The sequence below is a fragment of the Aquimarina sp. Aq78 genome, assembly GCF_900299525.1.
Classification (GTDB): domain Bacteria; phylum Bacteroidota; class Bacteroidia; order Flavobacteriales; family Flavobacteriaceae; genus Aquimarina.
In genome coordinates this window covers 307828-323181 of the sequence record NZ_OMKA01000001.1, presented here as the reverse complement: position 1 = coordinate 323181, position 15354 = coordinate 307828, and the positions used below count along the sequence as shown (strand labels likewise).

14 protein-coding genes are annotated in these 15354 nt (G+C 30.5%); 8 read left to right on the top strand and 6 right to left on the bottom strand.

What is annotated here, in order from left to right:
• The first annotated feature begins 135 nt into the window (after positions 1–135).
• The 4 genes from DG435_RS01380 (at position 136) to DG435_RS01365 (ending at position 4738) form a co-directional block, all read left to right on the top strand.
• Positions 136–807, top strand: coding sequence for a LytTR family DNA-binding domain-containing protein (locus DG435_RS01380; RefSeq protein ID WP_159025797.1), 672 nt, complete (start codon positions 136–138; stop codon positions 805–807).
• 342 nt (positions 808–1149) lie between these two features.
• The gene (locus DG435_RS01375) at positions 1150–2199 is read left to right on the top strand and encodes a sensor histidine kinase (protein ID WP_106795025.1); all 1050 of its coding nucleotides are present in this window, start codon (positions 1150–1152) and stop codon (positions 2197–2199) included.
• A gap of 4 nt (positions 2200–2203) precedes the next feature.
• Positions 2204–2926, top strand: coding sequence for a LytTR family DNA-binding domain-containing protein (locus DG435_RS01370; protein ID WP_108840544.1), 723 nt, complete (start codon positions 2204–2206; stop codon positions 2924–2926).
• 48 nt (positions 2927–2974) lie between these two features.
• A complete protein-coding gene (locus DG435_RS01365) occupies positions 2975–4738 on the top strand; it encodes a serine hydrolase (protein ID WP_108840543.1) in 1764 nt (587 codons plus the stop codon).
• A 274-nt stretch (positions 4739–5012) separates the two neighbouring features.
• On the opposite strand, the gene DG435_RS01360 is transcribed toward DG435_RS01365, so the two are convergent.
• Both DG435_RS01360 and DG435_RS01355 read right to left on the bottom strand, forming a co-directional pair.
• Entirely contained in the window at positions 5013–5717 is a 705-nt protein-coding gene (locus DG435_RS01360; RefSeq protein ID WP_106795215.1) for a LytTR family DNA-binding domain-containing protein, read from the bottom strand.
• On the bottom strand, positions 5710–6738 hold the full coding sequence (locus tag DG435_RS01355; protein WP_108840542.1) for a sensor histidine kinase: 1029 nt from the start codon (positions 6736–6738) through the stop codon (positions 5710–5712). Before DG435_RS01355 ends, DG435_RS01360 begins: the two co-directional genes overlap by 8 nt.
• A gap of 197 nt (positions 6739–6935) precedes the next feature.
• On the opposite strand from DG435_RS01355, the gene DG435_RS01350 reads away from it, so the two are divergent.
• The 4 genes from DG435_RS01350 to DG435_RS01335 are packed head-to-tail and all read left to right on the top strand — an operon-like array spanning position 6936 to position 11531.
• Positions 6936–9305, top strand: coding sequence for an outer membrane beta-barrel family protein (locus tag DG435_RS01350; RefSeq protein ID WP_106794163.1), 2370 nt, complete (start codon positions 6936–6938; stop codon positions 9303–9305).
• Positions 9306–9329: 24 nt separating this feature from the next.
• On the top strand, positions 9330–9890 hold the full coding sequence (locus tag DG435_RS01345; protein ID WP_106794164.1) for a YceI family protein: 561 nt from the start codon (positions 9330–9332) through the stop codon (positions 9888–9890).
• Between the two features lie 2 nt (positions 9891–9892).
• A complete protein-coding gene (locus DG435_RS01340; protein WP_106794165.1) occupies positions 9893–10450 on the top strand; it encodes a PepSY-associated TM helix domain-containing protein in 558 nt (185 codons plus the stop codon).
• 10 nt (positions 10451–10460) lie between these two features.
• Complete coding sequence (locus DG435_RS01335) at positions 10461–11531, top strand: DUF3500 domain-containing protein (protein ID WP_159025709.1); 1071 nt, start codon at positions 10461–10463, stop codon at positions 11529–11531.
• Between the two features lie 77 nt (positions 11532–11608).
• On the opposite strand, the gene DG435_RS01330 is transcribed toward DG435_RS01335, so the two are convergent.
• From DG435_RS01330 to sigZ, 4 genes are all read right to left on the bottom strand, one after another.
• On the bottom strand, positions 11609–12832 hold the full coding sequence (locus DG435_RS01330) for a MalY/PatB family protein (RefSeq protein WP_106794167.1): 1224 nt from the start codon (positions 12830–12832) through the stop codon (positions 11609–11611).
• A gap of 24 nt (positions 12833–12856) precedes the next feature.
• Complete coding sequence (locus DG435_RS01325; protein WP_106794168.1) at positions 12857–13786, bottom strand: phosphatase PAP2 family protein; 930 nt, start codon at positions 13784–13786, stop codon at positions 12857–12859.
• 88 nt (positions 13787–13874) lie between these two features.
• Positions 13875–14666 carry an arsenite methyltransferase gene (gene arsM / locus DG435_RS01320; RefSeq protein ID WP_106794169.1) on the bottom strand — a complete coding sequence of 264 codons (792 nt, stop codon included), beginning with the start codon at positions 14664–14666 and terminating at the stop codon, positions 13875–13877.
• Positions 14667–14742: 76 nt separating this feature from the next.
• Positions 14743–15288, bottom strand: coding sequence for an RNA polymerase sigma factor SigZ (gene sigZ, locus DG435_RS01315; RefSeq protein WP_106794170.1), 546 nt, complete (start codon positions 15286–15288; stop codon positions 14743–14745).
• Positions 15289–15354 lie beyond the last annotated feature (66 nt).

The window sequence follows — 15354 nt, the reverse complement described above, 5'->3', positions numbered from 1 at the left end:
AAAATGAAGTTTTCATTTTCTAGTACATATCAGAATTCTAATCGAATTACAAAACACCTTGGCTATTGGTTAGTATTTGTGTGTTTTTTCACTTTGGTTTGGGGAACTTATGATAATGATTATTTCAGGAATTTTATGATTCAAATATTAAGTCTTCCTGCTAGACTTATTTTAGTTTATGTAGCGTTATATTTCTTGTTCCCTAATTTTTTTCTTAAAAAGAAATATGCAATGTTCGTCTTTCTCTATACTCTTTTATTGATTTTTGTTACTGTCTTTATTCAAAGAGTATTGTTTTTTCATGTTGTTCAACCAAACTATTTGCAAAATTTTGAAACTTCTAACTTCTTTGTTGTTACCGAAATAATGAACACTCTATTAGATGTAAATATTGCGATCATTATTCCTTTAGGGTATGTTTTTTTTAAGAGTTGGCATGCAACAAATCAAAAAACCATTGAACTCGAAAACCAACAATTAAATTCTATAAAAGAAGAGGAATTTATTTATTTAAAAGTTGAAAAATCATTGCAGAAAATTTTTTTGAAGGACATTATTTTCATTGAAAGTCTTAAAAACTATGTCAAAGTAAAAACTACTAATAGAGAAATTGTTGCTTATAAAAGTATTTCATCAATTGAAGAAATGTTAACTAACAAAAAGTTCTTAAGAGTCCATCGTTCTTTTATTGTAGGTCTTAATTTTATTGATTCCTTTTCACCAAGCAAATTAATATTAAAAGGAATCTCCATTCCTGTTGGACGAAAATACAAAGATGAAGTTAAAGACGTTTTAGGCTATTTTTAGATGTTGATTGATTCTAATTCTATACACATTCCCTCTTCGCTCCTATTATATGAATAAAGATGGATACCAAGTATATAATACTATGTACAATAGAATTTGAAAGTTTTTAACTGCTAAAGTTTTTCTCTAACTTTAAATATTGAAAATATCACTTTTCTATAGCTCTAGATCCATAGTATTAGTTTTTATAGAAAAAACTTTCTAACAACTAACACAGGATATTGTTGTTTGGTGAGATTGGATTGTTGTAAATACTTCTATAATTTATACGTTTATCAACGATTTTTAACGCTTGTGGAAAAACAGTTTTAGAGTAGATAAATATTATATTAATTTGTATTCATGTCTTTAAAAAATAAAATATCGATTTATTGGAAATGTCAAATGTTAGGTTGGGGATTAGTGTCCTTATATTGGCTTTATATTACTGTAAGTAGAGATGATTATTCTATTTTTTTTGCAATTAGTAACTACCTGCTGGATATAGCTATCGGAATATTATTAACTCATATTTACAGAACGATCGCCTTAAAATTTGATTGGGTATCATTAAGTCTTGGTAAGTTAGTATTAAAGGTTATTCCATCTGTAATTCTTCTGGCATTTGGGTTTATGATTTTAGGAAACCTAAAATGGTATTTTTTCTGGGTGCGTATAGCAAACCAAAACTTTGGACTATATCAAACATTGTTTGATTGGGATCCAATTTTTATTACAGGTTTACGTTTAATGTCTATTTGGTTATTGTCCTATCATCTATATAGCTATCACAAAAGAGAGGTAAATACTTCTAAACTAAATGCGCAATTATTGACTCTCGCCAAACAAGCTCAGATTGATAATTTGCAAGCACAGCTCAATCCACATTTCCTTTTTAATTCTCTGAATTCTATTAAGTCATTAATTATAGAGAACCCTTTGGCAGCAAGAAGGTCAATTGATCTATTATCCGATTTATTACGCTCATCACTTCATCAAAAAGATAATGAACTTGTTTCTATAAAGAAAGAATTACTCTTGGTAGAGGACTATTTTGAACTTGAAAAAATTAGATTAGAGGATAGATTAGAATATGTCATTAATCTAGACGCTTCCTTAGAACCCTTTAATATACCAAAATTCAGTATCCAATTATTGGTAGAAAATGCAATTAAACACGGTATCGACAAATATATCAAAGGTGGGTTTGTTAATGTTTCAATTATGAAGGAAAATGATTTTATCGTAATTAAAGTTGAGAATCCTGGAAAAATCATGATGGAAAAATCCAAAGGAATTGGGCTTGAAAATTTAAAAGAAAGATTGAACATTCAATTTGATGGAAAAGCTCATTTTTCAATTAAGGAAAAAGCTAAGAATTTAATTACTGCCAATATAAAAATACCTCAATAATAAAATGAACAAAAAATATAAAACTATAATTATTGATGATGAACGTTTGGCTCGAGAAGAAGTAAAAAGAGCTTTAAAGCCATATCCAGAATTTGAAATAATTGGTGAGGCTAGTAACGTGAATGAAGCAAAAGTACTGATCAACACTATGCAAATAGATGTAATGTTTTTGGATATTAATATGCCAGAAAAATCTGGGCTACAATTACTAGAAGAGCTCACAATGGTACCAGAAGTAGTTTTCACCACGGCATATGATCAATATGCAGTAAAAGCGTTCGAATTGAATGCTCTTGATTATCTAGTAAAACCGTTAAGGCATGAGCGGTTCGTAAAGGCCATTGAGAAAGTGAGAAAAGCAATGGCTGAGAAGGATAAAAATGAACGTGTTATATCAATTCATCAAAAAGTGTTTGTTAAAGATAATGAAAAGTGTCACTTAATTAAAGTAGCAGATATATGGTTGATTGAATCAATGGAAAATTATGCTCGTATAAATTATGACACTAATGTCGTTTTAATAAAAAAATCTTTAAATCAATTAGAAGAAATTCTCCCATCTCAACAATTTTTTAGAATCAATAGAAGTCAAATAATTAATATTGATTACATCGAACATATTTATCCCTATTTTAAAAATAAACTTCAAATAGTAATTAAAAAAGATAAGACTTTTGAAGTATCCAGTAGACAATCTTCTAAGTTCAAAAACTGGATCAGTCTTTAATTTTTTAAATATTATACAGTTTTTTATTCATCAATTAAAATCAAAAAAATGATACAACAACAAAAAGTAAAGCTACGGATTTTGGCACTTTTTTTTTTAACATTATTAGTTTCTAAACCATCTTATGCTACTTGGTCTATTATCGCCATAGATAGAACAACCGGAGAAATAGGTGTTGTGGGCGCATCTTGTACATTTGATGTCCAGGGTATTGCATCCATAGTACCAGGAAAAGGGGCTATCGTAGTACAAGCTGGCAGTAATTATTTTGCACGTATGAAAGGCGTAGAACTAATGACTTCAGATACTTCTGCTACAACTATTCTTGCAGAAATGCGTAATAAAGAATTTAGCCCCGAGAGGCAACAATATGGAGTTATTCTTTTAAATGATAAAAATGCTCCACTCATTTATTCAGGTCAACTTATAAAAGATTGGAAAGGATCTAAAATAGGAAATGATTTTGCTATCTTGGGAAACATTTTAGTAGATGAGGAAGTTATTGAAAATGCATTTAAAGCCTTTAATAACTCTCGAAAAGAATCGTTCGCTAATCGTTTAATGTTAGCGCTAAAAGCTGGCGAAATTGCTGGAGGTGATAAGCGATGTGGATTGCAATATGCTAGATCTGCTTTTATTTCTGTATATAATCCAAAAGATGATGCAATTTTAAAACTATCTGTATACGGAATTGAAAAAGGAGGAAAACCAGCTGTTTCTTTATTGTATAAACAATTTGAAAATTGGAAAATTAATCATTCAAAAAACAATGCTATTCAAAATCATGACTCTATTCGATCATTTAACGAAAATAACATTTCTAAATCTAGAATTGATACTTTTATAAAACACCAAATGGACTCTCTTAATATGCCAGGGCTTTCGATAGCATTTATTAATGACGATAAAATAACATATCATGATGCATTAGGAGTTAAAAATATTGATACTCAAGAAAAAGTGGATTTCTCAACAATTTTTGATGCTGCTTCTATGTCTAAAACAGTATTTAGTTTTTTTGTAATGAAAATGATAGATGAAGGGCTTCTAGACTTAGATAAGCCTTTATACAATTATATGGAATACCCTGATATAGCATATGATGAGCGATATAAATTAATTACAGCTAGAATGGTATTATCGCATACTAGTGGATTTCCAAATTGGCGATTTATTGATAAAAAAGGAAATTATAACCCAAATAATAAGCTTACAATACAATTTCAACCAGGAACTAAATTTCAATATTCAGGAGAGGGTTATGAGTATTTGGCTAATGTAATAGCACATCTAAAAGGTTTAAAAAAGGATGAGCTACAGACTTTGATAAAAAAAGAAATTTTTGAACCTCTAAAGATGAATAATAGTAGTTTTGTTTGGAATGCATATATAGAAAAACACAGAGTTGATGGTCATTTTAGAGGTAAAACAAATATTGGATATAGTAGCAATTCAAAAAACCCAGGTTTCAAGGCATCCGCTAGTTTACAAACTGAATCTAAAGAATTTGCAAACTTTTTAATCGCAATTCTAAACAATAAAATATTGTCAGATAAGAGCTATCAAGAGTTCTTAAAAATACAATCAATTTCATTAGCTACTAAAAAATCAAAAGAGCGCAAATACGGGTTAGGGATTGTAATAGAAAAATCTGTTTACGGTACTAATTATTCTCATGGAGGTGATAATTTAAGCAATACAGCTCTATATATGTTTAATAAAGAAAAGAAAATTGGCTATGTGTTTTTTACCAATTCAGAAAATAAAAATAAGTTTAATAAAAACTTACTTGACTTTCTTTTAAGTCGGTAGCTAAATTTACATTGTATTTTAAAAGCTTCAAAACATATGTTTTGGGGCTTTTTAACTAATATTCCATCTTACACACTTTACTATGCTCCTACCGTCTCTTCGCAAAAAGAGCGTTCCATTAACATAGAAGAGAAACATTAGAGAAGAAAAAATAAATAAAATCTGAGTAATAAAAAGCTTTTCACCTAAGCAAAGTGATCCCCTCGACAGTCCCGGAATACGCACCGCATAAGTACATTGCAATACAAATATTTTGTTTTATCTTATGTTTTTATCAAAGCCCAATCTTTCTTTCAAAATCTTCTTTATAAACCCTACCTATAGGAATTCTTTCTTCTCCAATATAAATTTGGTTTCCTGATAATTTTGATATAGCCCTTACATTTATAATGTACGATTTGTGTACTTGGCAAAATAATGAGTCATCGAGTTTTTCTTTCCATTGCTTTAAGGTTTCTGAACTCAGGTAACTTTTGTTTTTAGTTTTTACTTGAGTATAATCAGAATCTGCCATAATAAACATTATTTCTTTTTCTGAAACCTTAAACAGATCATATCCTGATTTTATAAAAAAGAAATCTTCTTCTTGTTTTGATACTACTCTATCTGACTCAGTATTTGTTTTAGTTTCATAAAATGCCTTTGTGACTGCTTGTATAAAACGCTGAAATGAAAAGGGTTTTAAAAGATAATCAACGATATTGTATTCATAGCTTTCTAATGCAAATTCTGAGAAGGCCGTTGTTAAGATAGTTTTAGGCGGATTATGAATAGTTTTCAGAAAATCGATACCAGAAATTTTGGGTAAATGGATATCCAAAAAGATAAGATCAATAGTATTCTTTTGTAAAAAAGACAAAGCAGTTAAAGCATCAGAAAAAGTACCTTTTAATTCTAACGTTTCTATATCTGCAATGTATTTTTGTAGAATACGTTGAGCAGGTGGTTGATCTTCAATAATAATACAAGTTTTAGACATACTCCTTATATGTATTTAAATATAAAGAAAGAAGCACTTTATATCTGTTATTTTCTTCTTCTATTATAAGATTATGCTTTTCTGGATACAAAAGATTGAGACGTTTTTTCACATTCTTCAAACCAATGCCCTTAGATAAATTTTGATTGTTTGCGTTTGGAGAAAAGCTATTTTCGCAAATAAAAGTTAACTTATTATTTTCTTCAATATTAATTTTTATATCAATAGTAATATTGTCGCTTTGGCTTGCATTACTATGTTTAAAGGCATTTTCTATAAAAACCACTAATATTAATGGAGCAATTTGATAATCATTGGTGACTCCAGTAATACTAAAATTTACATTTCCTCTTTCTTCAATTTGTAGTTCATTAAGCCTAACAAAATTATCTAGATGTTTGATTTCTTTTTCAAGTGAAACCAGATTCTCTTTACAATCATATAACATATAGCGTAAAACTGAAGATAATTCTAATATAATGGAAGGAGTTTTGGGTGAATTTTCAATAGCGTATGAATATAGATTATTCAAGTTATTAAATAAGAAATGAGGGTTGATCTGCGATTTCAAAAACCGCAATTCACTTTCTTGTACCGATATTTGTAATTGCTCAACTTCTTTTTGCTTTTTGTTGGCATCCCATCCTAGTTTGAAGCTTATCATTATGATAATTAATGGCATAATTTCTATAAGTGTATAGAAAACACTTGAAATGTGCCGCCCTCGTCTTTTCGGAAAAAATATCTTTTCGAGAACAAATTCTTCTATAAAATAGACGAGCATAAAAACTAAAAACAAAGAAATTGCAAGTTTGAGGTACTTTTTCTTGTAAAAGAAAGACGGAACTAAAACATAACTTATAAAAAGAGAAATAAGTACATAATGAATAAAAAACACTACTTGATATAACTCTATTTCTGGATTGTGCTTATCAAAAGAATATACTATAAATAGTATAACAAAAAATACGATTTGATATATCCATTCTTTATTTTTCCAGCCTTTTAAAAAATGCCTCATAAAACAAAAATATAGGAATTATTAAATATGCTCTTACTATTTACTGTAAGCTTCATGTATTATAGGGTAAACGACAAAAAGTTAGAGGTAAACTACTGTTAAGCTGTTTAAGGTAAAAGTGTTGTAGTTCACGTGTTTTATTTTACGAATCTATTTCGCTTTGTGAATTTTGATTTCGATTAATTAAGATTCTAAATATGAAGCGAATATTTCTAATAACTAACTTTTTTTTAATACTATTTACTACTTGTATTGTAAATGCACAGTCCAAAACTATCTCTGGAAAAATTGTTGAAGCAACATCACAACAACCCATTGAGTTTGCCACGGTTTTAATTGCAGATAAAACAACTCAAAAACCTATAACAGGTACCACAACCTCTAGAGACGGATCATTTGAATTTTCTACTATAGAAAACAACTTTATTATAGAAGTAAGCTTTATTGGTTTTCAAAAGAAAATACTAAGTACTTATCAGCAAAAAAAAGGTAATATAGATTTAGGAACAATACTATTGGAAGAAGATAAAGAGCAATTAGACGAAGTCGTTGTTTCTGCAGAAGTGTCGCAAACCGTTTTCAAGTTAGATAAACGTGTTTTCAATGTCGGAAAAGATTTAAGTACTGCCGGAGCCAGTGCACTAGAGGTATTGAATAATGTACCATCTGTAAATGTAAATATCGAAGGACAAATAAGTTTAAGAGGAAGTCAGGGAGTACAAATGCTTATTAATGGAAAACCATCTGTGCTTACCGATCAAGGAAGCAATGCTTTGGGAACCATTACTGCAGAAATGATAGACCGTGTAGAAGTCATTACTAATCCATCTGCAAAATATGATGCCGAGGGAACATCGGGTATTATTAATATTGTTCTTAAAAAAGAAGAAAAACGAGGGTTAAATGGATCTATTTCTCTAAATGTAGGTATTCCTAACAGTAACAGTATTGGTGTAAGCCTTAATAAACGTACTGAAAAGTTCAATCTATTTACGCAATTTGGTATTGGCCATAGAACCTTCCCAACAGAAAGAATTTCAGAGAATAATGATCTTCTAAATAATACTCAACTGCGATCTGTAGGTGATGGCGATAAAAATGAGACTTTTTACAATATCCTGTTAGGAACGGACTATCATTTAAACGATAGTAATGTTTTTACACTTTCTGGAAGTTTTGCTTACGAGGTCGAAGACGAAGCATCAACAAACCTGTTTTCATTTAACGAATCGGAAGTATTGACACAAAGCTGGACAAGAACTGAAGAAACAGAGGCGACCAATCCTAAATGGCAATACGAGTTTCAATACAAAAAAGATTTTAAAAACCATGAAGATCACGATCTGACATTCAGTGCTTTGGGGTCGTTTTTTGGTAAAGACCAATCGTCAAATTTTAAGGATAGGACCTCTTTTGGCTCACGTGAAAATTTTGATCAACAAACAGCAACCGATTTTAAAGAAGCACGCTATACTTTTAAGTTAGATTATACACGTCCTTTTGCAGAAAAATATACAATAGAGTTGGGATCTCAATATATATTGAATGATGTATCCAACGATTATCAGGTAGGAACCATTGAAAGTGGAAGTTTGGTGATAGACCCTAATCTTACAAACTTATTCGATTACAATCAGAATGTATTGGGTGTTTATGGAACCTTAGGGTTTGAAGGGGATAAATGGGGCCTTAAAGGCGGTTTACGACTAGAAAGCACTGACTTAAAAACGATTTTACAGAATACCAACGAAGAAAACACTCAAAATTATACAAACCTTTTTCCAAGTGCTCATATATCTTATAAAATTTCTGATAATGTATCGCTTCAAACCGGGTACTCAAAACGTGTTTACAGGCCTAGACTATGGGATTTAAACCCATTCTTTAATATCAGAAATAACTTCAACATTTCAACAGGAAATCCGGATTTACAACCAGAATTTACAGATTCTTATGAATTGATCAGTATTTTCAAAATTGGAAAAACTTCTTTTAATCTGGGTTTATATCATCATTATACCAAAGATGTCATAGAGGATGTAACTACATTTGAAGATGGTATTAGCACACGTTTGCCTATTAATGCAGGAACAAACAATACAAAAGGAATAGAATTCAATACCAAATACAGTCCTTTTAAATGGGGAACAATCACGGCCGATTTTAACTGGAATACTTTTAACCGAAAAGGAAGTTTTGAAGGAAATTCTTTAGATTTTGATGGTACTCGTTGGAATTCTAGAGTTACTACCAAAATAAAATTGCCTGCAGGTTTTGATTTTGAAATCTCTGGTAACTACAGGTCAAGTTTTAAAACCATACAAGGGCAACAAGAGGATAACTTATTTGCCAATTTGGGGTTACGCAAAAAGATCTTCAAAGGTAAAATTGTTGCCAATTTAAGTGTTAGAGATGTTTTTGAAACAAGGGTATTTGAATTTACTACAGATCAACCTAATTTTTCTACTTATAACCGTAATCAAAGAGGTCGCTTTATCACTTTTGGCTTAAGCTATGGCTTTGGTAAAGGTGAGGCCATGCAATACTCGGGCTCTAGAAGATTTTAATACATAACAAATAAATTAAATATAATGAGAACAACATTTTTGACAACATTTTTAGTTTTAGTGACACTTACTCTTAACGCACAATCCACCTGGAAACTCGATTTAGGTCATTCATCAATCAACTTTGCCGTTTCACACTTAGTAATATCAGAAACCACAGGGTCTTTTGATCAATTCGATATTGAAGCAATAACAGGAGATAATTTTAGTAGTCCAAAATTCGATGTTACTATTCAAACAGCAAGTATTAATACGAAAAACTCACGAAGAGATAATCATCTAAGAGCTGATGATTTTTTTGGAGTCGAAAAGCATCCCAATATCACATTTAAAAGCTCTTCATTTAAAAAGACAGGAGAAAATACCTTTCTATTAAAAGGAAACATTACAATCAAAGGTGTTACTAAAAAAGTTTCTTTCACAGGTAAACTAAACGGAATACTCAAAAATGACCGTGGTGAAAAAGCCGGGCTAAAGCTTACAACAACCATCAATCGTACCGATTTCAATGTAGGAAAACCAGGAAGTGCTTCAATAGGTGAAGAAGTTGAAGTTATAATTAACTTAGAAATGGCAAAAAGTTAAAAATGAATAAAAAAGCAAGAACATTATTAAATAGAAACCTACATAGAGATATAAGCTACTTCTATGTAGGATTAATTATTGCTTTTTCAGTTTCGGGTATAGCCTTGAATCACAGAACCAATTTTGATCCTCAGGAATATACCGTAAAAACTGAAACTTTTCAAATCGAAATACCTTCTGATGATACTCAAATTACAGATGAATTCTTAAAAGAAGTAGCTAAAGAGATCTCAGAAGAAGAATATAGAAGTAATAGAAAAAGTGGAAATACTATAAGACTATATTTTGAAGATGCTTTTGCTTCCCTGGATTCAAAAACAGGTAAAGGTGAAATCGAATATGTTCAAACCATTCCTTTATTAGGACAAATGACTATTCTACATAAAACCACTAATAAATGGTGGATATGGTTTTCTGATATTTTTGGTGTGGCCATGCTCACGATTGCCATTACCGGAATGTTTATAGCTAAAGGGAAAAACAGTTTTAAAAAGCGTGGTTGGTGGCTGGCAACATTGGGTTTAATTTTCCCTTTTATATTCTTATTTTTAATTAGATAATACTAGTATGATGAAAAAAATAATTGTCTTTATAACATTATGTGTAATGTTACCTTCTTGCAATAATGCGCAAGAAAATAGTACTGTCGTGACAAAAGGTATAACAGAGGATGAGAAAGTCATTGAAACCGTAATCAATGCTAAAACAAGAGTTCTTTTAAGGGCACAAAATACTTTTCGAACTTTCGATGACAAATCAAAAGTCCTGCTCTCCTTTGAAGATAATGAAAGGACCAAATGGACTAATCTTCCATTGGGTATTGTACAACGAAAAGGGATTAGTATAGGAGATATGACCAATTCGCAACGAGTAGCAGTTCATAAACTGTTATCCGAACTCCTTAGCTCAAAAGGGTATCTAAAAACAACTGGAATAATGCATTTAGATAATATTTTAGAAAAACATTTTAATGTTCCACATCTTAAATGGAGTCACAAGCAATATTATTTTGCATTTTGGAATAAACCTGAAAAAGATACCAATTGGGGTTTTAAACTTGAAGGACATCATTTATCATTAAACTTTACGTTTGCCGATATGAAGATATCTTCTACACCTCTATTTTTAGGTGCAGATCCAGCTGAAATAAGAGAAACAGAATATGCTGGTTGGCGAGTATTAGGTGAAGAAGAAGATTTAGGGTTTTTGTTTATAAATAGTTTAGATGAAACTCAAAAAAAGAAAGCCGTATTGAAAGACAAGAAAGTGCCTCGTGATATTCTTACAAATCCTGATTCTGAGCAACGTCTCACAGCATTCTGGGGAATTAAGGCAGCCGAATTAGACAAGGCGCAAAAAACACTTTTACGAACTATTATTGAAGAATACATTCATAATCTCGAACATAGTTTGGCTCATGAAGAGATGGAAAAAATAGATAGTGCTGGTTTTGATAATATTTATTTTGCATGGATTGGAGATACGCAAAGAAGTGATAGTCAATACTATTTGATTCATGGCCCAACATTTATTATAGAGTTTGATAATAGTAGAAATCATATTCATTCTATTTTCAGAAGTAAAACGAATGACTTTGGCAGAGATATCCTAAAAGATCATTTAAAGAACAATCCACATTAAAAGTTATTTTCAAAGTATCAAATAAATACTAATATTAAGGTCAAGTAGTGACTAGTGCACAACATTATTTAAATAAATTAACAAGAACAACAGTCGTTAGCATTAGTGTTTTTATCAAAAGAAGGGTCTATACCAGTATCAATAGCTTCTTTTAATTGATAGAATGCCTGTTGAATTTTCGACAATGGCGAAGCTATATTCATACGCATAAACTGTATATGATTTTTTTCAAACCAATCTCCAGGAGTCAAGGCTAATTTAGCTTGATGAACCACTAAATGCTTTAACGCATTATCCGATAAATTCAACATGCTAAAATCTAGCCAGATTTGATACGTACCTTCTGGCTTATATAGTTTAACTTGGGGTAACTCTTTTTCTATAAAATCAATGATCCAATTCATTGTTTTTTCTAGATAGACTACCAAATCATTTAACCATTCTTCTCCTTTGGTATAAGCTGCTATGGTTGCATTAGCAGAGTGTATACTCCCATGATCCAAATATAAAGAACCAATGGTGTGTTTTACTTGCTTGAATATATTTTCATTTGCTATATATAAATAACCATTAGAAATACTTTGCATACCAAATGTTTTGGCAGGTGAACCAATAACAGCAATATGATTCTCACTATTATCCAATGAAGCTATACTATTAAATTGTGATTTAGAATACACAATATCCGAATGTATTTCATCACTAATAATTGTTACATTATATTGATTAGCAAGATCTACTAACTTTTGTAATTCTTCTTCATTCCATACACGACCAACAGGGTTATGTGGATTGCAAAGTAAGATTGCTTTTATATTCAAAGTTTTAAGCTTACGTTCCATATCCTCAAAATCCATTTTATAATGACTATCTACAACTTTTAATTTATTGCTAACCACTTTCCTATTTGCAGATTCAATAACCTTGTAAAATTGATGATAAACAGGTGTTTGCACCATAATATTATCACCTTTTTCTGATAGTTCTCTAATTAATACGCCTATCCCTGTAAGTACTCCGGAAACTTGCACAAATGATTTAGGATTTAATTTTAATTGATGACGTTTAAAATTCCAATCTGAAATGGCTTTAAATACATCTTCAGTATTAAATTCATAAGCGTATATATTTCTTGTTACCAATTGTTGTAAAGCGTCTTGTATTGGTTTTGCTATTTCAAAATCCATATCGGCTATCCATAACGGCATAATATCTGTTGAGCCGAACATGGTTTTTAAATAATTAGGATTACTCTTTGCAAAGTTGTTTTCTACTGTATGTATTTTATCGAAGGAACTCATTATATTATATTTATTTTTTGTGGACTATTTCCATTCACTTTTTGCAGCTTCAAAATCTTTTTGAAACTTATCTGTATGCCACATTAACATTAACATTCTATGTGCTATTTGCCTTGCTACTTCTTCATCACTAGGAAAATGAACTCCCATAATTTCTCTGGATAAACCAATTTCATAAGCCAAAGCTATAAATTCATCTCTTTTTTCTGGTACTAATTCACTTAATGTATATGCTTGTATATATGCCCATAACGTATGGCCGCTAGCAAAAGAAGGTGTAGGAATTTCATGTAAGGGTTTTATATTAGAATCTAAATGATATGGTCTAGCTCGTAATAAATTAAATTTTACTACAAATTCCAATAATCGGGTATCTTGCATAACACCTTTCAGCAATTTTGCGGTCTTTGGAAAACTCTTTACATCATGTTTTTCTTTAATAACTTCTCTTATTATAAAAAACAAGTCCTTTAAATTACCCTCATATCTATCATCTGTTTTCGTATAATTTTTATGAGGCCAATATCCTATTTTGGCCAATTGTATAACACGTTTTATTTGTTTTTCAGTTCTCTTATTTTGTAAATCGAGTAAAAAATCTAGTTCAGCTCTTGTCTGTTCTGAACTATTGGCTGGAAACTTTACTGAATTTGTAATAAATTCTACTTGACTAGAACTTAAATAATAAGGTTTATTTGAAGCATAAACCAATATAAAATCTAAATAATTATCTGTTGGATAAACAATTTTATCCATTGATGCATGTGCTGTACGCTTTTCTGTATTTAATTGTTTTAAATCTTTATAATGATTACTTATAGGTTCTATGTCATGAATTTTAGAGAAAATGGTATTCTGACTATATAAACCTAAAGGGATACCAAATACTAAAATTATGTATAAATTCTGCTTTAATATATTCATAATTAAAATTATATTTTTTGATTCTTTCATTCTATAGACGCATAAATCTAAAAAAGATGCAAAAAAAAATGCCTCATATATTTATAAGGCATTTTTTTGTTAATTCATTCTATCAAAATTACTTTTCAGCATAAACTCCTAGACTAATAACGGCGTTATCACTTGCCTTAAACTTCTCTAGTTCTTCAGGGCAGCATACATATTGTAGCAACACATCATCTGGCATTTCAATTTCTCTTTCTTTTGTAATGGTAATGTTTTTAAAACCAGCATTTTTTATAGCTTTAATATATTCTTCTTGTTGTAATGCTCCAGAAATACAACCCGCATACATTTCGGCAGCTTCCATAATGCCCTTTGGCAAATTACCTCGTAAGACAATATCCGACATACTAAAGTGACCTCCTGGTTTTAAAACACGATATACCTCTTGATAAGCTTTCTCTTTATCTGGAACCAAGTTTAATACACAGTTACTAACAGAAACATCAATAGAATTGTCTCTTAGAGGGAGATTTTCTATTTCACCTAGTACAAAATCTACATTGTCATAATCTAATTTCTGTTTGTTTTCATTCGCTTTTTCAATCATGGCTTCGGTCATATCCACACCAATTACATGACCAGTATCTCCAACAATACGGCTAGCTACGAACACATCATTCCCTGCTCCAGAGCCTAAATCAAGAACTGTATCTCCTTTTTTGATTTTAGCATGTTCTGTAGGGATTCCACAACCCAATGCATAATCTGCTTCTGCTTCATAACCATTTACATTTGAGTAACTTTCACTTAAGGTCCAGTCTTGAGCCGGCGAACCGCAAGCTGTTGGTCCGCAACCACAACCTGCTCCAGAATTAGCTACTCTTGTATATGCTTCTTTTACATGCTCTTTAATTTCTTGTGACATAATAAATCTATTTTTAAAGTGTTTTAATTTATTTTCACTCTATAGACGTCACATCAAAAAAAAGACGCAAGAAATTTTATTCACAAGTTTTATTACAACTTTTAGCCCTATAATCTATAACACTGCCATAAACATCTGTAGATATTGTACAACATTCTTCGTATGTTTCTTTTAACATTTCTCGCCCTCTCTGTACTCGGGATTTTGCTCCAGAATAAGAAATATTTAATCGTTCTGCTATATCCTTTTGCGATACATTTTCAATATCTGCTAAAACAATAGCCTGTTTATATTTTTCTGGAAGTGAATTTATAAACGGACTCAAACAATCAATAAGTTCTGAAGTAAGTGTTTCATTTGATGTCTCTGACGTTTCAAAATCTTTTGAAGTTCTGTTATATTTAATTTTCCTGAAATGTGAAATAATTTCATTACGTGTGATTTGATATATCCAAGACACAAGTTTTTCTTTGTTCTTTAAGGTATCAAATTTTGTAAACACTTTTAGAAATACATCTTGAACGATATCTTTAGTTATTTCTGAATCATTAACTTTTCCATTAACAAAATTGATTAATCGATCATTCATATCATTCCAAACGTGTATAATCTCATTACTCATAGTAGTAAAAATAAATCTTTGATTTATTTATAGACGTAAAAAATTAAAAAAGACGCAAAAATTACT